Here is a 23,871-nt window from a genome sequence, read left to right as displayed (position 1 = left end):
TTCAATTGCCAACTCTTAATACCCTGATTGAAGCAACGCTCCAGAGAGCAAATCTGTTAGTTGGAGTGTAAGAGCCCACTGGTTTAAGTAAGCGAGATCGAGTCGTTCCCCTTGCACCTTCAAAACTCCCAACACATCCCTCCACTGCTTTTGGGAACCGCCAGGAATTAGTTGGTACCAACTGAGTTTTTGCAGGACGATATCTTCGGGCGAGTAGATATAGATTCCCTCCTCTGTTAAACCGCTAACCGGATGAAGCTGGCGACGACTCATCACCGAAGCCGAAAAAGGGTCATCGCTGCTCATCACAAAAATGTCTGCTTTCTCCATCGAAGGCAAATAGATGACATTGAACGATGATTCGCGTGGTGCTGTTTTTGACTTTGCAATTGCTTCACTCACAGCCGACTCGCTGATGTAAAACTCGCCTGACATGGCATCAATTAACCTCTGTGCGGTTCGGGCTTCCAAATCAATCACTAAGTCCAAATCTTGCGTAGATCTGTTTTCTCCCAACAGCGAACTTGCCACCGAACCTCCCACCACATAGGGAATATTCAGCGGTAGCAAGATGCTGGCTATTTTTTGCGCTAAGTCGATCGGATCTGCAATCACGAGTTCCCCCCAATCTTTACTGTCTGATAAAACTTCTATCCACTCAGCACCTAAGCACCTTTTAATAAATTCTTGCCGAACTTTTGCCTCAGTAGCATTGGGATACTGGGTCTTTATTCCAGATATTGCCAGCCTTCGCACTCCTTGATTGAAAGCGCAAGTCCGTTGTACTTTTTGTTGGGGCGTTAACTGTCGCAATAGCTGAAACATCAGCACGTCAGCTTCAATGCTGGTATCAATAGATTGTGGCTTGTATCCTGACTGGACTGTGACTGTTGGCATTGGCGGCATGATGCAAGGAGAGTGAAACTGCATGGATTTCCAAATTATATTACAAAATCTAAGTTTTTCAGACTGCTTTATAAAAAGGATATTTTTTCTTAATTATCATGAAACTTTAACCATGAAAAGACTTGCTATAATGATGTCCAAAGCAAAGGCAATAGTTACCAGAGCTATTAACCAGATGGCAAGGTTTAGACAGTGTAATGTTTAATTATTCAAGGGGAAATTATGACTAAGACATTTTTACACAACAGCTCTTGGGAGAGATGATGATATGGACTTAAATAATCAAAAGTCGAGAAATCACCGATGGCGAGGGCGACTAATAAAAGCTGGAGGAGGTATTCTACTAATCTTTGGCACAGGTTTAAGCGTTTTTACCTGGAAACTCTTCTCGCCACCTTCTGTTGAGCGACTACCACTTCCCAAAACTTTAGTTTCCCTAGAGTCACCAGAAGGACAACAGCTATTGAACCAGAGCCAGAGCCAACAGGATTTTCAACCGCTTAGCACCCACATTCAAACCCAAAAACGTCCCGCCTATTGTGGTGTGGCTAGCAGTGTGATGGTTCTGAATGCACTCGGCAGCAAAAGACAGGGATATCGCCCCCTCACTCAAGACACCTTTTTTGACGGTCAAACCCAGAGCATCCGTTCTTCTTATGCCGTCACTTTTTCGGGGATGACTCTTGATGAATTAGCAGCTTTGCTCAGAAGTCACAACGTCAAAGTTGAAGTCTACTATGCCTCGGAGACGACGCTTAATCAATTTCGGAGCCAAGCTAAAGCCAACCTTACCCGTTCTGGCGACTATATAATCGTGAACTACCAACGTTCTGTTTTGGGTCAGGGTAAAAGCGGGCATATTTCTCCCCTTGCTGCCTATCACGAGCCAAGCGATCGGTTTTTGATTGAAGATGTAGCCAGTTATAAATACCCGCCTGTATGGGCTTCTACCGAGAATCTTTGGAAAGCGATGAATACTACTGATTCAAGTTCTAAAAAGACGCGCGGCTATCTCATTGTGCGTGAGTAAAATAGAGAATTAGGCATTGCATAGGCTCCGCTTCAATCACTTACTCAAAAATGGCAATAGTGCGGGTGCGACCAAAAGTAATTGAAGTATTATGCTATCTTTGATTAGAACTTTCTCAGTTTGGGGCAAGCATTATGTCTAAACTTTTTGCCGTTGTTGTAGCAACCATTCCAGAGTATTACGACTACAAAATCGCTCACCCAGAACACGACCCAAATCAGCTAGCTTGGTTTCGCGAACAACAGGAAAAAGGAATACTACTGTGCTGTGGTCCCTTTTTTCCCCATGATGGAACAGGGCTTTGGGTGATTCAGGCAGAAAATGTGGAAGAAGCTCAAAAGATTGTTAACAGCAGTCCCCGCGCCCTGGATGGTATGTTAGCAGAATCTACTAGAGTAGTGGAGTGGCAGGTGCATATTGGGTGCGAGCGTTTTGGGGATAGTAAATAGGTAGGGGCTATATTTGCAATTACTCATTCACCTCCAAAGAAGAACCATTGGGCTTGCGCCGTGATAAATGTATATTCCCTCCCCCTAAGCCGCTTCCGCGATCGCGGAATAAGAAAATATAGACACCGCCATTGCGAACTCAGGTTGATACTATATGTTTTGAATCACCACTTATCCACGCCTTACCAAAAATTACCGTAGTGTGAAATAGGAGTATCATTGCATAAAGTTACAATCCATAGGCAACAGCTATGTCCAAACGGCAAGCTTGAATCGGCAGTGCAAACCACCTCATATTGATCGGGTTTATCAACATCGCAAAAATTCAGCCACATGATGTCCCAGACACTTTCAGTCTTGTAACAATCATTTAACTCAAGAATCCCATCTTTGACTCCGCCTTTAAAAAAAGTACCTGATTTTATGTTAACTAAATAAGCTTTGACTGTTGACTCAACGGTACTAAAGTTGTTGAGAACGCGAACTACTGCTTTTTCGAGAGTTGGATTAAGCCCATTCGCATCACCAGCAATGTATATCTCCAAGCTCTCAAAGTAATCTGGTAACGCTATAACAGCAAGCCAATATCCATTACTCGGGTCGTAATCAAGACGCTCGCAAAAGCCTTTTATGTTTTCCAGCATGACTTTATAACTTTCCACAGCACATCTTACCCTAAGCCAAATTTTAACTATTTAAACACGCTATAGCAGCTATCGACACCCGAACTGCCATCGCCAGAACCAAACTTGCTGATTCCTAGAACGCCGCATTAAGAAATCCCTCAGACAGGTGCAGCAATGCAACAAATATGCCAGACTTTCAAGCGTCAGGTCGGGTATACACCAAGCATGAAGATTGAGGGACACGGACAAGCAAAAATCCTTACCCAAGAGGAAATCGAACTGCTGTTCAACGATGGTTTGCAAACCGATCGTGATCGCACTTTGTTTGGGATTTGTCTGTACACCGCTTGCCGAGTAGCGGAAGCGTGCAGCTTGAAAGTCATCGATGTTTTCACCCCGGCGGGTGCCATTCGCTCAGAAATGATCATCCGCAAGGGCAACACCAAAGGCAAGCTCGGCACCCGCACTATCCCGATCATTCAAGAGTTGAGGCTGCTGTTAGAAACCTACAAGCATCCCGATCACCCCTACCTGTTCCCCAGCCGCCACCTCAACCACCGCTGGAAACACGCGAACCCGGAAGCCGCCTCTCACCTATTCCAAGAAGCCTGCGAACGAGTTGGCATCATCGGCGCTTCTACCCACAGCCTCAGAAGGACGGCACTCACCCAGATGAGCAACGCGGGTATCCCATTGCGGATTATTCAAGAAATCAGCGGCCACCGCAACTTAGAACAGTTGCAGAAATATCTAGAAGTGCGGCCCGACCAAGTAAGGGGTGCCGTCTCCGCGTTGTCTACCCTTTCCTACGTCAGGAAAATCATATATCCTGATTTAGCTCCCCCAACCCCAGAAAATCCGTTGCCCACTCACCAACTGTCACAAGCCCAAGCAGACTCCTCGGCCCAAGAAATTCCCGATTGGTGACGAGCAATTTTAGATTTTAGATTTTAGATTTTAGATTTTAGATTTTGGATGCAAGGATTAAAGTCACGCATCCCAAATGGAATGCCGATCGCTTTCTTTCCCAAGGCAGAAGCCCTAACCCCTAGATTTGTTAGAATCCTCAATACGTTAGCGGGTGCACCTGCGAAACCTGCTGAAAGGAGAATTGTTGACAATGTGGCTTAAATTTGGTGTTGCTCTCAGCGGTGAACTGACGAGCATTGATGAGGTTGTGCGCGGAAAAACTAACCTCGCTTGTCTCTACTGCGGAGGCGGATTGACAGCGAAAAAGGGGTCAGTGAAAGAACATCACTTCGCGCACACCGGGGAAACTTGTAAACCAGTCTCGCAGCGGATTAAAACCAAAGCTTTCCCCGCGCTGCCCCTCTACAATAATTTCAACATCGAACTCAAGGGTGATGAACTAGAACAGTTGAAAGTGCTGTGGAAAGAGTACGGGGTCCAAAAGCGATCGATTCCCAAAGATTTGGTAAACTTTCGGTGGCAATTGAAAGGATTGCTAGAGTCGGAGGGCGATCGCTCTTATCAATTCACAAACCTCGGCAAAATTCCAGTAGGTGCGCTTCCCCTGGCGTTATTCAACCGAGTACAGGAACCTTTGCTGCTCGACGAGTTAATGAAGTTAGAGCGCTCTGTAGATGTGGCCGAAGCTGCGGGGTTATCTTGCTTGGATGAACGCTTGGCTGATTTACAGATTTATCGAGCACAGCTTCGTCGGATTCTGGTGAACTCGCTCTACTTTCTTGAGGTCAAAGCGGAGGGTCACTGCTTCTATAAAATTGGGGTTACGACTCGATTGATTGAGGAGAGAATCGCCGAAGTGCAGCGGGATGTGAGAGCGCATTACTCGGATGTGGTTGTCAACTTACTAGGATTGTGGGAACACCGGGGGAATGTGGAGCTTTACTTCAAACACCGGTACAAAGCTTTTAATTACCGCATTGGCAAGCTGACGGAGTATTTTGCGTTTCCGAACGTCAAGGCAGTGCTGAATGATTTGTACGGGATGGAAGCCAAAGTGCTCAGTGATGTTGAGGTGGAGGCGATTAGCGGGGTGAGGTGAGGAATTGCGATCGCATTTTTCTTAAATTTGACTTTGTAGGTTTTTTACTCATCCACTTAGAGGGCAACTACCTTGAAACTGAATAACGACAGGTTCTTGATTGATGGAGGGGGATTTTCTTTGCCCGCGAAACTGAACAGACATAACATTGCCCTTAATTAGACCAAGTTTCAATTCCAATATGTGTTCAACAGTTCGGCTCATTTTTAAGTAATAAACTGCTACAAGACGTGCCTGAAATAAGAAGTGATTGGGCTGCTCTTTCAGCTTGTTCCACAAATCAGGAAAGATGTTTTTATCGATTTTGATAGCATTATCATAACCTCCTTCAACCACAGAATGAAAATGCGAAAAATTGTTGTTTTTCTGAATAGAAGGGGTTTCATTAAGCAATAAAAGACGAGCGCGTAAATCAGCAATTTTATCGGCACTGCAACCATCAAAATTGATTTCGATACAGCTTCTCTGTAAGTTGGGCTCTCGACCTAAAGTAACGATTAAAATGGTTTTGCCTTTAATAGATTTAGAGAGAACACTCTCTACCTGCATCATGGCTGCATCATTCTGGTAAGCATAAGCAATCTGCTTTTTGTTGTAAGGCTGCTCTGGTTGCAAATTACGTAAGGCAGCTTCCTGTTCTGGATTGGTAGGTGAAATGTGGAGTGTGACGGTTTGATTGGCTTGAGTATCAACGGATTCGGTTAAAAAGAAATTGTGATTCAACATAACCCACGCCTCCGAACTGCTGATGCTTTTTGTTGTACGAGCTGTAGAGCGAGAACCAGCAGGCGATCGCTTTTTCGTCGGCGAGGTTGCGCTTGGTTTTCTTTTGCGTTCTGCTGGCGAAGTCGAAATTGATTTTTTTGGCTTATTCTCTCCCGCAGTCGGTGATTGCGAATTAGTAGGCGTTACAGATGACTTTTTGATTCGGTTCGCAGCAGCGGTACGAGGTCGAGGTGTTTTGTTTGGACGTGCATTTAACCACCGCAATAAGCCCTGACGAAAACGATCTCGGAAATTTGAGGGGTTGTTGTAGTCGTGGGTTAATGCCTTGCACTGAACTTCCTTCTTGAACGTCACTACCTTCCCTGCCTGTTCTAATTTCTCTTTTGTATCTAAATATGCTTCTAATTTTCGGAAGTAAAACCAAATCTCAGGTTTTTCATAGTTTTTATTAGCTTTAACTGCTCGTCTAAACTCTTCAATAGTTCCCGACGCAGCACGTTGGGTTGGAGTGCCGACTCGACTCCACATAATTCCAATAAATATTTCATATTCTTTCATTGTGCCAATCTGTTTATTGAGTACAGATTGACCATCCTGACCGTAGCCTGGAAAGGTATGCTCTGAACAAACTACCTCAAGGAAAATGCCTTTACTGGGAGCTATGGTACCGTTTATTTCGTCAATTACTTCCTTTACATATTTACGCTCTTTAGCTACATCACTTGGCGAAGCAAGAAAGATTTTTAGCTTGTCTACTTGTGGCATTGGTCCTCGATCTATACATCTAATTGTATGGTATGGGCTTTAAAAGCAAGTCAGATTCTTGCTCTAATCCTGGCTCAGTCTATAAACGGAGTTGGAGAATTGAACTTTACGAGCAAGCTGTAAATGGCAGGGATGTCGTATCTCCCTGACAAATCCAAGCTCCCCAATAATAAGGATGCGCCAGAAGTTTGTCTTCAGCTTGACGAGCTAAAATTGCATCATCTAATTCTCTACCATTATTGAATTCATCTTTAAGAATTTCTCGTCCTAGTTCAAATTGTTGCAATTCTCCAACTGTGATATTTCGCAAGTAATTCTGAGCTTCTTGCAAGGCTGTGGCGCGACCTAATCCTGCTTCGCAGTTATCAAAAAACCGTTCCATGAGCAGGGTAGTTGCCCAGCCATTCACTGACCATAAGCTCATTATCAGGGTTTTCGCTCCAGCAACGGTAAAAGCCCGTCGCAGCCCAAATACTCCTTCCCCAATAGCTACATCCCCAAGGCCTGTCTCGCAGGCTGAGAGGACGGTAATTTCATTCGCCCAGAGGTCAAGTCCAGCTACGTCCTGAGCAAATAAGATTCCTTTCCCAGCTTCTGGGGGAAGTTTGCCTCCTTTTGCCCAAGTGTTCGCTCCGGCTAAAGCGAGGGCGGAACGCAGCATCGGATTTTCTACTCGACCAAAAAAGCGATCGCGCTGCAATAAACTACTTTCCATTTGATCAGGAAAATTTGGGGAGGACTCTTCTGGCTGGTTAGGTAAAAATACACCGTGAGTGGCTACTAACAGAATGCGGGGACATTTAAGGGGTTTAAAGTAGCTTTCCAGTGCTTCGTTTCCCAGATAAGAAGCCACTTTTAACCTTTGTGCAATTCGTTCTCCCAATATATTTGTACCTACAGCAGATTTTAAGGGTTTGTTAGCAATACATTCCCGCAAGTTGGCTGTCTGTGTATTTTTTTCTGGTGCTGCATCAAAAGTAACACTTTCTGCACTCAAGTCAAAATTCGGAGAGGCAAATACTAACGCATTGAGAGATGCAGAGCGTTTTGTCTCTATTTTCTGTCGCAGTATGTCTCGTCCGACAGTCAGATAACTGACGATAAATTCATCCATCAGCATTTTTTCCCCGGTGTCGTCGCTGGGAAGAATTTGAAATGGCACTAGGTTCAATTCTCCATCTGGGGCAATAATTAAATGCTGGTGTTCTTTGAGTGCGGGACGAAGTTTGTCGAATATGGCTTGTCGTAGTTTGATGCCAGCTTGTGGATCGTATTGCTTGAAACTTAACTTGCGAGTGGGACTCCACATCCCACCCTTACTTCCTGTGCGAGTTCTCAACTCTCGAAATTCTCGAATCAAGCTATCAATATATTCCGCTTCTCCAATATCTATCATCTCTACTGATTCTGGCTGTCCTGCAGGTAAGATGAAAGCGAGATAGCGGGCGGGTTGCCATTGTCCTTCCCCTTTTGCTGGAATTGCTTTAAAATTGAAGATATCAAAGCGGATAAACTCTATCAAAACTGAACCTGCTGGCAACTCTGATGCAACATCGCTACAGTTAGGTAGTTGTTCTTGTAATTTGATTTCTGGTACTTGGGATGCCAGGGTTTTTTGTAAGCTATTATGTTCGGCTTGCAGTTGTGCTAATTGTTGTTGGTAAGTGATGAAATCTTCTGTTTGTGGGATGGAAAAAGTGAAGTGTGTTATTTGTTCGCTTAAGTCGCGGAGTTTTTGGAAGTGTTCAGTCAGATGGGGATATTGATCGCTATATAAGGCTTCGTTTTGTGCGGCGAGTGCCGATGCAGTTAGACCTTTGCGTTTGAAGATTAAATTTAGGGCTGATTTTACCGATTCAGGAGAATTTGCGAGATGACTGTGAACAAGGGACAGAAATCCCTCAAAATCACCTCTAATTTTTTTCAAGAAAATTAATCTGTCACGCTCTGAGCTAAATCCAAATATATTGCTAATGATTTTATCTTCAATCATATTTGAATGAGATAAATTTAATAAGGCTTCTTCATTACAATCAATAGCAACTAATGAAATTGCTAAATTATTCCAAACAGAAGCTACGTCATAATGCGTCTCTACTAACGTGTTCTTTAAAATTTGAATCGAAGCGTTAAAAGTTTCTATAGCTTTTGTAAAACTTCCTTGGTCGTAGTACAGTTTAGCGATATTATTCAAAACAAGCGCCACATCAATATGTTTTGTGCCAAACAAAGATATTCTCATATTCAAAGCTTGAAGATATTTCTCTTCGGTTAAATCATAATATATTTGACGACGATATAGTTCTGCTAAATTATTTAAGGTAGTAGCTATATTATGATGTTCTGAGTCAAACAAGCGTTTTTCGATTGATAATGATTCTAGATAATATCGTTCGGCTTCTGCATAATGTTCTTGGGCTAAATAGAGACTTGCCAAATTATTCAAACTGCTTGCCACATCAGAATGCTCATTTCCTAAAAGAGTTTTCCTGATTGATAATGATTCGATATAATACTGTTCGGCTTCTGTATAACGTCCTTGGGCTAAATAGAGACTTGCCAAATTATTCAAACTGTTTGCTAGATCACGATGCTCATTCCCTAAAAGAGTTTTTCTGATTGACAATGCTTCGATATAATACTGTTCGGCTTCTGCATAATGTCCTTGGGCTAAATAGAGACTTGCCAAATTATTCAAACTACTTGCCACATCACGATGCTGAGTTCCAAAGAGAGTTTTTCTGATTGACAATGCTTCGATATAATACTGTTCGGCTTCTGCATAACGTCCTTGAATTTTCCAGACAAATGCTAAATTATTTAAACTATTTGCTACATGAGTATTTTCTTTTCTGTAGATATTTTTTCTAATTTCTAATGTTTCCATTAGTAATTTAGAAGCTTTGTTAAATAGTCCTTGAGATGAGTAGATTGTTGCTAGAGTATTTAAACTAATTGCCACATCACGATCTTGTTTATCAAAAAGTAATTTTCTGATTTCCAACGATTGGACACATTTTTGTTCAGCTTTGCTGACAGAACCTTCAGCTTGATAGAGAACAGATAAATTGTGCAAGCTAGTTGCTGCATAAGGGCTTTTATCTCCACCAATTCTTTTGGTTAATTCTAGTGCCGTGTGGGCAAATATAATCCCATTTTTGTAGTTTCCTAGATTAAGAAATTCGATGGATTTTTCGTTTAACTCATTCCAGGTTTCAAGATTATTTATCAACTCGATTGAGAAAGAAATTAACCAATCTTTATTCTTGTTATCATTGTATGATACACTAATTTGTCCCTCTTGCATCACTCTAATTAAGCCGTTGTTAATCAAGAGGCAATTAGCTTGCAAAATCTCCATTTCTCCCCCAACGGGACAATTCAACAAGTGCTGAATTAAATTGATATATTTTGGGAGTTGTTGTTTGTCCATCTCTTTAACTCTCGATCTTTAGAAAATCAATTATTCTGTGACTCGATATTCCGCAAATAAAACTTGAACTTCCGAACTACTTTCCAAATACTCCAGTAATTCAGTTAAATGCTCCTTCCGCATTTCCAAAGGTTCATCATCACTCTCTGGCAACCAACCTAAAGTAAGCTTGGCCTGGGCAATAATTGCAACCATCTGCTCTCTACCCACACTATCTGCTGTAAAAGTATCTTGATAAACTAATGGTAATTTCACCTGTCCTGCTTCTAAACGTAACGGCGGTGCTAAACAAGACGGAGATAAGCACCAAATTTGCCCTTCAGGGTTCTTCTCCAGCAGAATCAAGTAACCTGAAGTCGGAAGATTAACTACGAAGTGGAACGGTGTGCCTCTTGGTACTTTTGGCGCAGGATTCCACATACCCAAATTATTAGCAATCTCCGGTTTCATTTTGTCAGTTTTAGTGGCTCGATCTACTAATTGTTGCCAGAGTCGTTCGAGGGTAAGTGGTGCTTGGCGCTCGTTTAACCACAGCGTTATATGGTTGCGGAACCGATCGCGAAAGTTCGGGGGGTTTTTGTAGTCGCGGATCAAAGCGCGAGGTTGAATTTTGTTTTTGAAGCTCAGTACCTTTCGCCGTTGCTCCAATTCTCCTTCCGTATTGAGCTGTGTGGGTGCCTCTCCAAAGTAAAACCAGATATGAGGCTGCCCCTTGCGCTCAAAAGCTGTGATCGCCCGCTCAAATTCTTCAACGGTTCCGGACTCAGCACGGGGCGTTGGAGTTCCAACACGGTTCCACATGATGCCGACAAACAACGCATACTCTTCCATGTTGGCAATCTGTGCGTTGAGTACAGCTTGACCGCCTTCAGGGTTGTAACCGGGAAAGGCGTTCTCTTCAGAGCGGACTACCTCTAGCCTCACAGCTTTACTAGGAGCTGTGGTACGGTTGATCTCATCAATGACTTTTATTACATAGTCACGTTCTTTAGCTACATCGCTCGGTGAAGCCAGGAATATTTTTAGCAGATCTACTTGCGACATTGTTTATTATCGACACATCTAATTGCATAATATTCGATTTAGAAGACTGTTAAAAAGACAAATAAACAGACGTTCGTAAAGCTAAACTGGTAGCAGTGCCTCAGCTATTGGTTTTTATCATAAGTATAGAGCAGGTATAGAATAACGGGAATTTTGTTCCATCTCATACACTTTCGGCTTCTACGGCAAATTTGTTCTCGATAATGATAATGTACACCAGACCCAGGATAAAAGCTTTAGAAGCGATGGTTTACCTGCAACTCTTAACTCAAATCGGATTTAGACGAATAGGCAGCTCTTTTCTCAGTATTTTTGGTCTTTTGTGGCTATTAATTGAGCCTGGGGCATTCTTCTTTCCGCAGTATCTGAATTTTGGCTGGATTGGTTATTTTGGACTGGTAGCACTGTCCTTAGCGATCGCAGTTGTTCAGAATTTTCCCCGTATGTCGGTGTGTCAAGCTCTGTCTTCCCCCAACTCGGTTGTAGAAATTAAGCTCGGCGATCTGTTTGACGAGCCTGGGCATTTAGTCATAGGCGCTAATGATGTCTTCGATACGGAACTAGGAGAAGTGATCAAACCTTCAAGCGTGCAGGGCCAGTTTCTCACGCGCATTTATGGCGATGACCGTACCAGGTTAGATGCAGACATCGAAGCTGCTTTGCAGACCTACCAAGCTCAACGTACAAAAGAACCTAACAAACAGAAGGGAAAGTTTTGGCGCTACCCAATCGGCACTACCATAGCGCTGGGTTCCCCCGACAAACGCTACTTCTGGACAGCTTACGGCTATATGGGTAACGATCTGAAAGTTCAGTCAAACGCTGACGAAATCTGGAATTCTTTGAGTCATCTTTGGGAAGAGGTGCGTCGGAGGGGTCACGGGATAGACGTGGCTATCCCTGTTATTGGAGCAGACTTAGCTCGTACTAACTTGCCTCGGATGGCACTAGCCAAGTTAATTATTCTTTCATTTGTGGTGGCTTCTAAGAAAGAGTTTGTAACCAGAAAATTAACTTTAGTTATCTATCCTAGAGACTTAGACAGTACGGACTTTTACGTCTTGGAAGATTTTTTGAAATCAGCTTGTTTTTGAAATTTTATAAGAGGTATTGAGAAGACCTTACTTGGCTATGTTGTTCGCCGAAAGCCGAGATATAACAGAGTTATTCAACAAGCAACATAGGTGTTTTGGAGCCAACTAAAATTAAATCCAAAACCCCCCACCCACCCGCCATGCCCAAACTCCCCGAATGCGTAGGCGTAAGCCTGGGCTGAGCCATCGCTGCCTCCTCGCTCGCCCGCAATCCCCCCCTAGTTTGTGCCGTCCGAAATCCTCCACTTTATCCCGAATTATCTAATGAATCAAAAAATCCCTGAAATATACGAGCAAATTGCCCAACTTATAGCTAGCTTGCCCAGCGATCGCCTCCTACAGCAAGCTAAGACACCAGCTCAGATAGAGGAATGGCACAAAGCAAGACAAACCCAGCTTCTTTTGGCTGAGTGCTGGAAATCAAAGTGGCTTGTTCAGGACTATTACCCACTTGAGGAAGCTGTAAAACGGCAAGAGATTTCTCAACGAAAAGCTGAGTTAATGAACTGCTGCGTTAACGAGTACAAATCTCGGTGGGAGCTTTGCGAAGTAGCCCAAAAATATGTCAAAAAACGCCACGAACTTCTCCAAATCTGGACGGGTTATGTGGAGCATTTTTCCAAGCCCTTAGCCCATTTTTGGTACAAATTTTTTCACCAAGCTAGCCTGAGACAATATCCATTTCAATCAGCCTATGATTTATTTGCAGAGACTTTAAAAGAAGATGTGGACAGTTCTTTCTCTGTATGCCTGGAACCCTACTATGACGTTCCGATGAAAAAGTGGAGGCAAGTGGGTAAGCAGTACACTCAACTTCTAGCTCGATCCGAGTTGGATGGTACTTACCCAGAACTTAAGAAGGCAGAGGAGCAGAGATTAAAAACAAACTTAGTTTGGCACAAAGTTGGTTTTTCTTGGATTGGGATGGTTCTGTGGACGTGCCAAATTGAGGCAAAAAATGACCCAGTGCTCAGCAAGCAATTGGTTGCCTACAACAAATCGTCGTGGGAAGCACTGAGTTTAGGAGTGTCAGCTAGCCGCAATTTGCACGGTTGGGCGTGGCACAATGGGGAATTGCTTTGCACGCATAAGGCAGGCGGCATTTACCGCAGAGCTTAACAAAACTTCAAATCTGGATCGCTTTGCATCTGACACTAGGGCTGAGTACCTATGCTGGATTGCAATAGTTTCAGACAAAGGAGCCTTTTTCCTCATGTTCGACCCTCACACCGCTATGGTTGTGTTAATCTTCCTGGGCGCGTTCATTGTTATAGCCAAGTATCTGGAAGATCCAGTGATGCTTGTTGGGAGCTTGGCTGCTTCCGGTATCTATTACTTTCTGTTTCTGCATCACACCTTACTAGCCATTCTCAAGCAGGTGGCACGCTAGTCGTTAGACAATGAAGGTGTCTTGGCTGTCTTGAAATCACTGCTTGGGAGAATTTATTAGCTAGCTGTGGGTAACACCCCGCTTGTGGAGGCGTTAATGTGAGACTCCCACTCCCGCAGCTAGCTATATCAAAACTTTGTTTTTAAGAGTGGGATTATGCGATCGCACTCATACAGCGATGGCTATGGGGAAGCCGCTCACGCCCGATCTGCACGTCCTTACCCTGCTACACATCACCCACACCGCGCTTGTGGTACGGTTAACACCAGCGATACTTCCCTCGATGATCGCGTTGTTCAGGGTTCGCTCGGCAAGTTCATCATGGCGTTACCACAGCATTTCGGTTTCTAGGAATAGCTTTGTACGGTTTTCTTCACTACGAATTACCCCTAATTCTTTCGCACTAATTCTGGCAAATACGACCAACCCAGTAGGGTTTTCCTGACTGTTGTTACCACTAAAAAATCGGCATTATAATAACTGTAAGCAACGAGCTTCAACCCAAACTTTCGTTATAAAGCATTACCAATCTTTGAGGTGACAGATTATGTTGATGCGCTCTTGGCAACCATTCGCAGAAATTGAAACGCTCCGCCAGCAACTCGATAAAGTTTTTGACCAACGGGCAACAGCGAGAGATCACTCAGAAGCCGCTTGGATGCCAGCTCTGGAATTGGTTGATGCTGGAGACAACTTCGTATTAAAAGCGCAACTGCCTGGAATTGACCCCAAAGACATTGACGTTCAAGTCACCCGCGAAGCAATTTCTATCTCTGGCGAACGCCGCTACGAAAACACACACGAAAAATCTGGCTGCGTCCGCTCTGAATTCCGCTATGGCAAATTCCACCGAGTGCTTCCCTTGCCCGCACACATTCAAAACGACTCCGTGCAAGCTGAATACAAAGATGGCATTCTAACGCTAACGCTGCCCAAAGTGACTGAAGCCCGCAATAAAGTCGTCAAGATTAATTTGGCCGAAATTGCTGGAGCTTCAACAAATCCCGCTTGGGGACAGGCTAACCACCAATAACGATGGGGTAAGCGTGTTTAGTGGTGAACTCAGTACGCAGAAAGCTGTGCTTAATCGAGTGAGGCAAATTTTCCTTTCATTGACCCTAATTGGATTTACTTAACAACAACGGAACTGGAAAAGTTGATACCGGGAGCTACACTTGCTCTCGGTATTTTTTATTGGGGAAACCCGAGCGAAAAACTACCTATAGATGCCGGGAACTGGCGGTTATTTCAGTTAGTCGGCTAAAATATTTCACACTTGTCGGCACCAATTTCATTGAGTCTGCGAACCGGAGGAGCATTGGCGATCGCCTCCCATCCGAGGCTCGTCTGTGGTAAAGTAGCACAGCTAGACAGACCCTGCCAGCTCAAGCGGGATAGTTAAAGCGTCTCAACCAGGTGATACATCAATTCGGAAAGCAGCAGCCCGATTTGATGTGAATAAAGCGTCTGTTCAAAAACTGATGATTTTCTACTTTCCCAATTCCTCAATAGATCATAGCCGATGAATATCCATACCCTCTTGAGCCAAACCGAACGCCAACGGGTGAGTGATGGAGCCGTTTTACCCATCAGCCAGCGGTTGCGAATCCTCTACGAGGCAATTGGTGCTGCTTTTGCCACAATTGGGAGATTTCGACAGCCTTGAATATGCTTGGTGGTTGCGACGGGACGCTCAACGGCTTGAAGCACAAGGGATAACAATTCGAGCTGTGGGAATTGGCTCACTCTCCTCGGGTCAGCGATTCTGTGGCTATACAGGATTTCCGACCGACTGTTTGTTTGTAGATCCCGCCAGTCAACTGCACCAACAACTTGACCTGTATCCAGGTTTATCGTTAAAACTACCCGGTTTATCGGCTGCTGTGAATGCTTACCTGAATCTATTGTTCATGTGTGCGGGGATTGGTAGCCCTGGCACTCTGGCAGAAGTATTTAGAGGGTACCGAGGCGACGCCAGAGCACCTCAATTAATTGGTGATGATGAAATTATCCAGGCTTTTCCTCTTCCACCCCTCAAAGGCTCCACTTTCCGGTGGGCAGGTGGCAAGGGTTTTCAACGTCCATTTGAATTGGCAACTTTGCGGTTGCGGAATATGGGAGAAGTGCTGAGTAATTGGAAAACCTATGTTCCAAATGCTGCTTATCTCACTCAACGAGGCGCAACTTTCTTGTTTAATGCTCAGGGAGATTTAATTTACGAGCATCGAGATCGCGCCATCCTTGGTTTCGCTGCTGATATGAGCAATCCCCTGACATTTCTCTCAGAAATGGTGGCTGATGGAGACTTGTTAGGGCATAGCGATATGCACTAACTACCGCCCTTATGGTGTGGGACTTGGAGGGGGTAAGAGCGGTCGATAGCGAATGGGCATGGGCTTACGGATAGGGGGATTCATGCGATCGTACTCAATCCCATCATTGCTGCTGGCAATTTCTTGGTTACCATATTCATCCTGTTCCAGCAGATCCCAACGGGAGCACCTCTCCTTTCCAATTGAACTCTACCCAACCATGTCGCCCCCGTTCTTCCCGCCCTTGTCCGTCAACTAGCAAATGCACAAAGTAAAGTTGATTGGTTGGCTCAATGCTACCAAGAAACCAGTTATCCTCAATCTCCGCCTTTACGTTAGCTTCATCAAATTGGATGCCAACTTGTGAAAGCGTAGCCATCGCCATTTGCCTTAAAGTTACCTGATCCATCCCCTTTTCCTCGTGATTGAGAGATGGTGGCCGCAGCCACTCAAGCTGTGAACTTCCTCACCCCTAACATTAAAACTTACAACTTTATTCTTGTACTGCTATCCATCATTACCTGGCCAACGCAAGTTCCCCAGCATGGGTGGTGGATAGCTCACAGCCTCAAGGAGGGGTATCTAGAAAAGCTGTTTTCCATCTCAGACTTTACTCAAGATTTAGGTAGATTTAGAAAGTTTTGGAGCAGTTCAACTATTCTTTCAGAATCAAGTTGGCTGAGATCCCCAAGATTTATAAAAATACGTTGCTCATCGGCGATCGGTTGAGGGAACACAAATCCAAAGTGGGAGCGCGAATCACCTGCATCGGCGGTGGAACAAGGGCGGGAGTTGGTGTTGGTGAGGACTTGGCGCGGGGGGTGGAGTCGGGAACGGGAACTAAAGAAGCTCCACAACAACCGCTTGCTCTGCCCTATCTGCAATCCCCGCCGCGGTAGGTGCAAACGCCGTAAACGTAGAAAACACAAAGGTTGTGATGTAGCGGTAGGACAAGATTAGCGATCTGCTGCGTCTCTGAGCGAAGCAATGCAGTAAGCGAGACTATTGCTTAGAATAAGCTGAGCTGTCCGTCGCTGACTGCATTGCATCTTCGGTTGCGCCTTGAGAGTCCGTTACGCCACCCCGGATAAGATGCAGCAGGCCATCCCGTGCTAATGAAATAGGGAATCTTGGCAACTTCTTGCAGCCATATCCTGTACGGTCTGTATTCTCTAAATCCAAAGGGATAGCGCTCTTTTGATACCCCCCATTTCTTAGCTAGTTTCCCTTCTATTGATTCTCCCAGGAGTAAGCATTGAGCTTCGTACTCTAAAAGAGCGTTGGCAATGCTATGGATGGCAGCATCTCTCCAAGTTGAGCGTTTCATGGGCTAACTCCGCGTTCGCTACACTATCAGTGTTTTTTATACCCATGCCGAGGCTGTAATATTGATACTTCCTCGGCATAGATAATTTAATTTTTCTCTAATTCCTGTTGTTGCTTCCTAGCTTCCGCCATTCTACGTTTGAGGGTTTCTAGTGCCATCATCGCTGTGTAATTGCCCCGCTTCGCCAATTCTATGTACTGCTGTATCAATTCCTCGGTGACTTGTTGGTCTAGCCAATGCACTAACTCTACGGTTTGTTGGCGCGCTTGGGGATTGGTGTTGCCGAACATCTCGAACATTCCCAAACGCTGCATTTGCTCTAAGGTCATACTTTCCACCGCTTTCACGGCTTCTTCAAACTCTTGGGCGGTCAACTGGGACGGCTCATGGGGATGCTGCTGTAACAGGAAATAATCGATTTCTTTGTACGCACCTACATACATCTTATTGCGAACGCAGTCGCATAAAATAGCGTGTTCTGGCAACTCATCATCGGAACCTAAGTTGTAAGGCTCTAAGTAAATTGCTAGCGCTATGTGTTCGATTAGAGGCGCATACACGGCGTAGTAGCTGAATGTAGCCATTGCCCTGCCGTTGCTCCATGTTGCTTTGCTTCCTTGATAGTAAAGAGCAAAGTATTGAGTGTTGCTGGCTCCCACCATTTCAGGTAACATGGGTGGCATCGCTACGGGTAGTTCGATGAAGTGTGTTCCTAACATGATTCCTCCTTGTTCAAGTAAAAGGGCATGGAAACGCTGGTTTTTTGCCCTTTCGTGTATTCACTATTTACCGTTGTTTAAGTCAATAATCAACAACTAATTGCTATTTATTTTGTTGTTACTTCATTTTAGTTACCTCCCAAACAGCGGGATATTTTAAATGTTTTAATCCATTGGGCATCAACACGAATCATCATTTCTGATGAATCATTTTTGATGGCATTCAGCCAAGGATTTTTGGCATCTCTCAGAATCCACTCTACTTTAATAGACTGCACGAACACTTCAGGCGGAACCCGACTAGCTTCAATCCATACCCCATCCTCAAACGGGTTGATTGGATAAACCATTTTTTTGAAGTTATACACATTGTCGTGATAGCGGTAGGGATACTCAGAGCGCGATACCATCCGATTGGAATGAGACATGGGATTGTACTTTCTCAATGAGAAAATTTGCATATTTTATGACTCCATTAATCAAAGAGTGTAGTAGCTATCTAACAATCGAGCGAAAGAAAACAGTCGTTAGATTGATAAGCCAAAGTTATCTTTAGTTCAAGCCCTTCTGTTCTCAAAACTTTTTCTGCCTCATCCAACAGCTCAAAAGAGTTGAACCAAACTTGAATGATGCCCTCAAGTTTATGATGCTTTAAGGTGTATCATCGTTCGTGATGGGAAGGGTGACGGCATCTCACGAAGTAAGCCGTTCTGAGGAATGTGTGAATGTTTCTGGTCATTTTTATGTGTTCTGTTATTCAAATAGGATGAGAGCGCTGCTTTCTTGGCGTTTCCCGTACTCCGTGTCTACCTGCGTTCTCAACGCTTCAAACTCATCAAATAAGTCACTGCGAACGTACTTGGTGTTCTTTCTAGAGCTAAATTTGTAATAGGCGTGTTGCCACTGGGCAAAGGTATTCAATGATGCTGTGTAGTGTAACCAATCGCAGTTATTGAGGTGCTTAAATCCCCATTGCTCATTCCTCCATTCGGTATTCGCATCTCTGCCAGGCCAGCATATATACACCGCTCCTGGTAATCCTTTGAGTAGCACTATCTCGTACAAATTCCAAGCTTCTGTGTAGTGGTGGCAACTTTCTTCATTGATGCACTCTCCGCATTCATCTAAACCCATTTGAGCGCAATCTAAACCTAAAGTGCATGGTGTCACCTCTAACTTACTATTTTTTCTACACTAGCGGTAGCCATTATTTTGCCATTATTTTTGTTTATATTTTAACATTTAAGTTTGACAATTTAGCTTTGTCACCCAGAATATTCTTAGGCTTTAATGCTAAGATTACCGCACACTCAAGTGGGTTTCACGTTCTCCGAATTGTGCAATTTCCTGAGCTTCGATATCTCCTGATTCCAAAGCTTTGCGGATAGCGGAGTTATCGGCTGATACCTCAATGCGTTGAGACTGGGGAGGAAGTTGTGCTACTTCACAAGCGAGTTTGATGGGCAACACTCCGCCATTCTTGCTGATAGTTAAGTGGAAACGCTGTAAGCTCAGGTTTTTCACACCCTGGGATTCGAGACACTTCTTGAGTTGTTGCTTCATCCAATCAACCCGTGTGCTATCCGATGCGGCTAGTTTACTCAGGCGTTCTGCTTCAGCTTTCCGTTGTTTGCTCAGAGCATGGCGGTTGGTGATGGCAGCGCAGTAATTGTCTACTTTGATGAGCCATTGGTCGTGGGTGTTATCGCGTTGTTCGAGTAGTTGTTGCACGGCTGCTTCTAATTCGGGTGTGATTTCTTCACCTTCGATGCTGTCGATTAGCTCATCAAAGTCCTCCAGTTCGGCGGTGAGTTGGTGTAATGATTTACCGCGCACTCGTTCTTTTTCTCGGTGAGCATCGCAGCGACTATCCATGAGAGCGCGTTGCTCTGGATTCATGTGTTGCCACGCTTGCTGCACAATTGAGTAGGATTCAGGAGTATCCGGGGTGTCGTGCTGTGCTGTTAGTTGAGCTTTGAGGGCGGTCAGTGCTTCTATTCCCTGTTCTGATGCTGCTAGCAATTGAGTGCAAATGGCATCCAATAAGGAGGTGTTGGGCGCGTAGATTCAGTCGATGTAACAGATTCCTGGGAGGCAGGTAATTGCGTCTTCTTTCTGGGCATGATGTTCTCACCATTGTTGTTTGCACCCATTGCGATAGCCATTTCGTTTTAGTTGTGTTAGTTATTAGTTATGTGTTATTAGGTAGTTTTTAAAATAATCGAGTTGCCCCAAGTACGGACTTGAGGCAGAATTTATTACAGGATGATAACCAAAGTCAGATTAGCCGCAACTAATTGAAACTGAGCTTTTGTCAGCCCTATTGTTTCGCCGTCTTCTGTCACAGCAGCAGCAATCACTTGACCGCATATAGCAATCCTAAATGATTCACCAAAGTTTATACTTTATAATGGTTGTGGAGTATAATACTTGCATACTGAATCTCAGTGAAAAAAACAATATGTGTGAGCAACAACCTTTAAAAGAGTTAAGTGATTTTATCGATAGCAACCCCTCCTTTAGCGAGAACTGAAGCGAGCAATGTCCGTAATGATGTGGATTGAGGGGATGCCTTGTTCTAAAATTCAAAAAATATTAAATGTATCAGCAACATTTATCAGTCAATGCAAAATGAAATTTATCGAAAATGGAGTTGAAGAATTAAAACTGAAGTATCAAGGGTCAAAAGCATATCTAAGTCAAGCGCAACGCCGGGAGATTATTAATTACTTAGATAGTCAAGTGTATTTAAGCCTACAGGAGTTTCGGTAATATCAGGATTTTCTATCTTGAAGGAGTGAAAAAACTAATAGGATCTTGAGCTGTAGCGCCATTCGCGATCGCCGCCAACCCCGATTTCGAGCCAAACTAAAACCCCAACCCCAACCCGCCCGCCATGCCCTTGCCTCCCCGAATGCGTAGGCTCCATCCGGGGCGGAGCCATCGCTTTTAGGCCCGGATGAGACGGTATTCTGAGTAATGGCAACAAAAGCGATCACCCTATAGAGAGATGAGCTTTGACGTTTATGGCAAAACCCAAAAGGTATCCAAAAAATTGGCGAGAGATTGCGTTATCCGTGAAAGAAAGTGCGCTCTGGCGCTGCGCTAAGTGCAATCAACAATGCCTCCGACCTGGTAAGAAAAGTGGTTTAACTAAATCCGAACGATGTTCCCTAACTTTGACAGTGCACCACCGCAACAGAATACCGGAGGACAACCGCCCAGAAAACTTAATAGCCCTTTGTACTGCGTGTCACCTTTCTTATCACAACCGCGGGCAATCCAACGTATCACCCGGGCAATTATCGCTGTTCCCCGATGATGGCATTGACTGGGATATGATGGATTGCTCTCTGGAATCGGCAATTGAAAATATCAAAGAATATTAAAGAATTAGCAGCACTGCTTCAACCCTTGCAGCAAGAAGATAAAAATCTGCACGGAACACGCGCAGATTCTCACCAATACAAACTGAGGCAAACGCTTGCGGAAGCCGAGTTGCAAAGTTTCGAGCGGAAACATCAAATCAAGCTGCCCGAAGATTACCGTACCCAATTTATTTCTTTGAAGATCCAGAAATCCAGGCTCAACTTGAGTTAAACGAAGACAGGATAGTTATCAAAATCCATCTTTGGCCTTTCATATTAGCGCAACCTTAGCAGAGTTGCTCTTTGTAGGGAGGGCAAAGCAACCGGCAAGAACCGAGATGTTTTCCTTGCAAGGCAGCCTGTCCCCCGCCATTTGGAGGGGGCTATTTTAATTATCCAAAACCACCGGATTTGGTGAGGTAAGACTTAAACTGAAGCCAATACTATTATTTTATAACGTAATAAAAGCCAGCATTTATGAAGAAAAAATCCTCAATACCAGATGCGATTCTGGCTATAGATTTTGGCGGCTTATCTACTAGAGTTTTCTGCCAAAGCTCGCAAGCAGGCAGTAAAGCAAGCTCCTTTGTAATGGAATCGCAGGTGGGGCCAGTGAGCCAAGACATAGCCAATTGTTTCACACAACCCAACCTCGCATCAGCATCTCCCGAAAATATTGCTTGGGTGGCAATTGGTAATGAATGCCGAGCCGTTGGCTACCTGGCAGCATCGCAATTTAATGCTCACATCGGTTTGGCGGGACTGAAGTACAGTAGCGCTTTGTACAAAGCTCTAGCAGCTTTGTGGGTAGTGTCGCGGAAGTTAAATTTAGGCAATCAATTTAGCGCTGCGATCTCCGTTTTCTTGCCCCCAGGCGAATTTAATGACTCCAAGCAATTTTTTGAGCTATTAAGTCAATACTCTGCTTCATTTGAGACACCCACCGGCAAGCTATCCGTCACCCTGGACAAAACCCAAGCTTTGCAAGAAGGTGGTGGCATTGCTTTGATCCACAACAGCAACTTAGGTTCAGCCTTCAAGCAGCGGGTAACTGCCTTTGTTATGGTAGGATTTCGCAATGCTTCGGTAATAGTTTCGGCACGCGGTGCTGTCGGTAAGGGCAAAACTTCAGACTTAGGAATGGTAAAGTTGGTGGATCTAGTTCAAGAGCGAACCTCTAACTACGATGCTTCCCGTTTGGCTTTATCAATCGCTCAAGCAGGCGTAAGCTACAACCGCCCTTACTTTTACCGAATTGCTCGGAATCGAGAGGAGACAGCGAAAGATCGAGAAGTTGACCAATTGATTGAAGCAGTCAAACTGTCTCGCTTCGACTACGCTCGAATGCTATCTCATTGGATTAATGAAGTGCTGCCGCCCGATTTAGATGAAATTGTATTTTGCGGGGGTACTTCTGAATATATGAAGCCAGAACTGCGAAATCAGTTTTCTCATTATTCGCTGTCTTGGCACGCAGGTATAACAGTGCCAAAAACGCTCGATCCTGATGGTTTAGGTTGCCGCATCGCTGATGTTTACGGACTATTTTCTTACTTCAAATCTCAGTTTGAGGCACTGGGGCAAAGGTCTGTTGTAGCAACTTCTCAGAGGAGAGAAGATGCAGCTTCCACTTCAGGAGATGCTCCAGTCCCTCCGACTGATATACAGAGTGTTAAAGAATCTGCTGAAAAATCTACCCACCCAAAATCTGAACAATCAACTCACCCAAAATCTGAACAATCAACTCACCCAAAATCTGAAGACTCAACTCACCCAAAATCTGAAGACTCAACTCACCCAAAATCCAAGAAACCTACTCAACAAAAATTTGAGGAATTTACTGAACAAAAGACTGAAGATATTACTGAACAAAAATTTGAGGAATTTACTGAACAAAACACTGAAGAATGTGCTAAACAAAACACTGAAGAATGTGCTAAACAAAAGGCTGATTTAAGTATCAAAGATAGCTGCTTAGATGATTCTAATAAATTGAGTGATGAGTCGTCGAATACAGAACCTTCATTAGAGGAATCAGAAGCAAACTTAGATGCAGCTCTCTTATTGGGAGGGCCCTACCGAGGTGCTGGAAAGAAGGTGAGGAATTATGCCTAGAAAACGTTACAAGGAATTTTGCTGGCGCTGTCAAGTTTTGCCAGATTCCGAAGACGCTATCTTGCTATCTTACCTGCAAAATCATCCTTTTTTTAGCTTCCAAGAAACGATTTTACCTCTAATCAAAGCGCGGTGGCTGTTAGCATCATTACGCAATAGCGGTAGTCATTCTAGTACAGACTTAGAGTATTTGAGGCGAGAAAGCATTAATTTTTTGCTCAGGCAGATAGATGAAGTTTGCCGAGATGCGGGATTTAACTGTACCGATTTAGGAGCAATTGCCCCTGGTATTTCTTCGGGTTTAATTCCTTTAGCTACTTTCCCTCACTTATCGAATCCAGGTACATCTATTGCTGCAGAATTAACTGCTCCTGAGAGTTCAAATCCAGCAAGTTTGCCCGAAGAAAAAGAACCAGAGGAATTTTTGGGAGAAGTTGAGTTTGAAAACAGCGCGTTTAACTTAGCTGGTTTCGATCCAGCAATGGTCGGGCCTAGCTTTAGTTAAAAATTATTAAGTCTTGAATAGACATCCAGCAAG

Annotated in this window: 25 protein-coding genes; 14 read left to right on the top strand and 11 right to left on the bottom strand. The window is 44.1% G+C overall.

Features of this window, described 5'->3' with window-relative positions; translation table 11 throughout:
- Positions 1-15 precede the first annotated feature (15 nt).
- Complete coding sequence (locus QUB70_RS07000; protein WP_332979238.1) at positions 16-930, bottom strand: hypothetical protein; 915 nt, start codon at positions 928-930, stop codon at positions 16-18.
- A gap of 244 nt (positions 931-1,174) precedes the next feature.
- Between QUB70_RS07000 and QUB70_RS06995 the strand changes: the two genes are divergently transcribed.
- Entirely contained in the window at positions 1,175-1,936 is a 762-nt protein-coding gene (locus tag QUB70_RS06995) for a phytochelatin synthase family protein (RefSeq protein WP_332979236.1), read from the top strand.
- A gap of 134 nt (positions 1,937-2,070) precedes the next feature.
- Positions 2,071-2,385 carry a YciI family protein gene (locus tag QUB70_RS06990; RefSeq protein WP_332979235.1) on the top strand — a complete coding sequence of 105 codons (315 nt, stop codon included), beginning with the start codon at positions 2,071-2,073 and terminating at the stop codon, positions 2,383-2,385.
- A 182-nt stretch (positions 2,386-2,567) separates the two neighbouring features.
- On the opposite strand, the gene QUB70_RS06985 is transcribed toward QUB70_RS06990, so the two are convergent.
- A complete protein-coding gene (locus tag QUB70_RS06985) occupies positions 2,568-3,047 on the bottom strand; it encodes a hypothetical protein (protein ID WP_332979233.1) in 480 nt (159 codons plus the stop codon).
- Between the two features lie 138 nt (positions 3,048-3,185).
- Here QUB70_RS06985 and QUB70_RS06980 point away from each other — a divergent pair, with 138 nt between their 5' ends.
- Both QUB70_RS06980 and QUB70_RS06975 read left to right on the top strand, forming a co-directional pair.
- Entirely contained in the window at positions 3,186-3,938 is a 753-nt protein-coding gene (locus QUB70_RS06980) for a tyrosine-type recombinase/integrase (RefSeq protein ID WP_332979231.1), read from the top strand.
- A 193-nt stretch (positions 3,939-4,131) separates the two neighbouring features.
- The gene (locus tag QUB70_RS06975; RefSeq protein WP_332979229.1) at positions 4,132-5,040 is read left to right on the top strand and encodes a GIY-YIG nuclease family protein; all 909 of its coding nucleotides are present in this window, start codon (positions 4,132-4,134) and stop codon (positions 5,038-5,040) included.
- Positions 5,041-5,088: 48 nt separating this feature from the next.
- On the opposite strand, the gene QUB70_RS06970 is transcribed toward QUB70_RS06975, so the two are convergent.
- The 3 genes from QUB70_RS06970 to QUB70_RS06960 all read right to left on the bottom strand — a co-directional run bounded on the left by QUB70_RS06970 (position 5,089) and on the right by QUB70_RS06960 (position 11,008).
- A complete protein-coding gene (locus QUB70_RS06970; RefSeq protein WP_332979227.1) occupies positions 5,089-6,531 on the bottom strand; it encodes a hypothetical protein in 1,443 nt (480 codons plus the stop codon).
- A gap of 106 nt (positions 6,532-6,637) precedes the next feature.
- The gene (locus tag QUB70_RS06965) at positions 6,638-9,892 is read right to left on the bottom strand and encodes a CHAT domain-containing tetratricopeptide repeat protein (protein WP_332979225.1); all 3,255 of its coding nucleotides are present in this window, start codon (positions 9,890-9,892) and stop codon (positions 6,638-6,640) included.
- 102 nt (positions 9,893-9,994) lie between these two features.
- Positions 9,995-11,008, bottom strand: coding sequence for a DUF4384 domain-containing protein (locus tag QUB70_RS06960; protein WP_332979223.1), 1,014 nt, complete (start codon positions 11,006-11,008; stop codon positions 9,995-9,997).
- 209 nt (positions 11,009-11,217) lie between these two features.
- Here QUB70_RS06960 and QUB70_RS06955 point away from each other — a divergent pair, with 209 nt between their 5' ends.
- The 5 genes from QUB70_RS06955 (at position 11,218) to QUB70_RS06935 (ending at position 15,825) form a co-directional block, all read left to right on the top strand.
- Positions 11,218-12,102: a macro domain-containing protein gene (locus tag QUB70_RS06955; protein WP_332979222.1), complete on the top strand. Its 885-nt coding sequence runs from the start codon at positions 11,218-11,220 to the stop codon at positions 12,100-12,102.
- 264 nt (positions 12,103-12,366) lie between these two features.
- Positions 12,367-13,221 carry a hypothetical protein gene (locus QUB70_RS06950; protein ID WP_332979220.1) on the top strand — a complete coding sequence of 285 codons (855 nt, stop codon included), beginning with the start codon at positions 12,367-12,369 and terminating at the stop codon, positions 13,219-13,221.
- Positions 13,222-13,648: 427 nt separating this feature from the next.
- Complete coding sequence (locus QUB70_RS06945; RefSeq protein WP_332979219.1) at positions 13,649-13,843, top strand: hypothetical protein; 195 nt, start codon at positions 13,649-13,651, stop codon at positions 13,841-13,843.
- Positions 13,844-14,045: 202 nt separating this feature from the next.
- A complete protein-coding gene (locus QUB70_RS06940; protein ID WP_442927725.1) occupies positions 14,046-14,525 on the top strand; it encodes an Hsp20/alpha crystallin family protein in 480 nt (159 codons plus the stop codon).
- 538 nt (positions 14,526-15,063) lie between these two features.
- A complete protein-coding gene (locus tag QUB70_RS06935; protein ID WP_332979216.1) occupies positions 15,064-15,825 on the top strand; it encodes a peroxiredoxin-like family protein in 762 nt (253 codons plus the stop codon).
- Positions 15,826-15,961: 136 nt separating this feature from the next.
- Here the strand turns inward: QUB70_RS06935 and QUB70_RS06930 are convergent, their stop codons facing one another.
- Positions 15,962-16,213, bottom strand: a complete 252-nt coding sequence (locus tag QUB70_RS06930; protein WP_332979215.1) for a hypothetical protein — start codon at positions 16,211-16,213, stop codon at positions 15,962-15,964.
- Between the two features lie 265 nt (positions 16,214-16,478).
- Between QUB70_RS06930 and QUB70_RS06925 the strand changes: the two genes are divergently transcribed.
- Entirely contained in the window at positions 16,479-16,703 is a 225-nt protein-coding gene (locus tag QUB70_RS06925; protein ID WP_332979213.1) for a hypothetical protein, read from the top strand.
- 110 nt (positions 16,704-16,813) lie between these two features.
- Here the strand turns inward: QUB70_RS06925 and QUB70_RS06920 are convergent, their stop codons facing one another.
- From QUB70_RS06920 to QUB70_RS06900, 5 genes are all read right to left on the bottom strand, one after another.
- Positions 16,814-17,131: a hypothetical protein gene (locus QUB70_RS06920; protein WP_332979212.1), complete on the bottom strand. Its 318-nt coding sequence runs from the start codon at positions 17,129-17,131 to the stop codon at positions 16,814-16,816.
- An 86-nt stretch (positions 17,132-17,217) separates the two neighbouring features.
- Complete coding sequence (locus QUB70_RS06915) at positions 17,218-17,850, bottom strand: hypothetical protein (RefSeq protein ID WP_332979211.1); 633 nt, start codon at positions 17,848-17,850, stop codon at positions 17,218-17,220.
- Positions 17,851-17,978: 128 nt separating this feature from the next.
- Positions 17,979-18,278 carry a hypothetical protein gene (locus QUB70_RS06910; protein ID WP_332979209.1) on the bottom strand — a complete coding sequence of 100 codons (300 nt, stop codon included), beginning with the start codon at positions 18,276-18,278 and terminating at the stop codon, positions 17,979-17,981.
- Between the two features lie 325 nt (positions 18,279-18,603).
- Entirely contained in the window at positions 18,604-19,020 is a 417-nt protein-coding gene (locus QUB70_RS06905; RefSeq protein WP_332979207.1) for a hypothetical protein, read from the bottom strand.
- A gap of 129 nt (positions 19,021-19,149) precedes the next feature.
- Positions 19,150-19,872 carry a siphovirus Gp157 family protein gene (locus QUB70_RS06900; protein ID WP_332979206.1) on the bottom strand — a complete coding sequence of 241 codons (723 nt, stop codon included), beginning with the start codon at positions 19,870-19,872 and terminating at the stop codon, positions 19,150-19,152.
- Between the two features lie 528 nt (positions 19,873-20,400).
- Here QUB70_RS06900 and QUB70_RS06895 point away from each other — a divergent pair.
- The 4 genes from QUB70_RS06895 (at position 20,401) to QUB70_RS06880 (ending at position 23,838) form a co-directional block, all read left to right on the top strand.
- Positions 20,401-20,622, top strand: coding sequence for a hypothetical protein (locus QUB70_RS06895; protein WP_332979205.1), 222 nt, complete (start codon positions 20,401-20,403; stop codon positions 20,620-20,622).
- Between the two features lie 594 nt (positions 20,623-21,216).
- Positions 21,217-21,450, top strand: coding sequence for a hypothetical protein (locus tag QUB70_RS06890; protein WP_332979203.1), 234 nt, complete (start codon positions 21,217-21,219; stop codon positions 21,448-21,450).
- A 245-nt stretch (positions 21,451-21,695) separates the two neighbouring features.
- Positions 21,696-23,333, top strand: a complete 1,638-nt coding sequence (locus QUB70_RS06885) for a hypothetical protein (protein WP_332979202.1) — start codon at positions 21,696-21,698, stop codon at positions 23,331-23,333.
- Entirely contained in the window at positions 23,326-23,838 is a 513-nt protein-coding gene (locus QUB70_RS06880; protein ID WP_332979201.1) for a hypothetical protein, read from the top strand. Before QUB70_RS06885 ends, QUB70_RS06880 begins: the two co-directional genes overlap by 8 nt.
- The last annotated feature ends 33 nt before the right edge of the window (positions 23,839-23,871 follow it).

The organism is Microcoleus sp. A003_D6 (genome assembly GCF_036702825.1).
Lineage (GTDB): Bacteria > Cyanobacteriota > Cyanobacteriia > Cyanobacteriales > Microcoleaceae > Microcoleus.
This window is presented reverse-complemented; position numbering and strand designations above follow the sequence as displayed.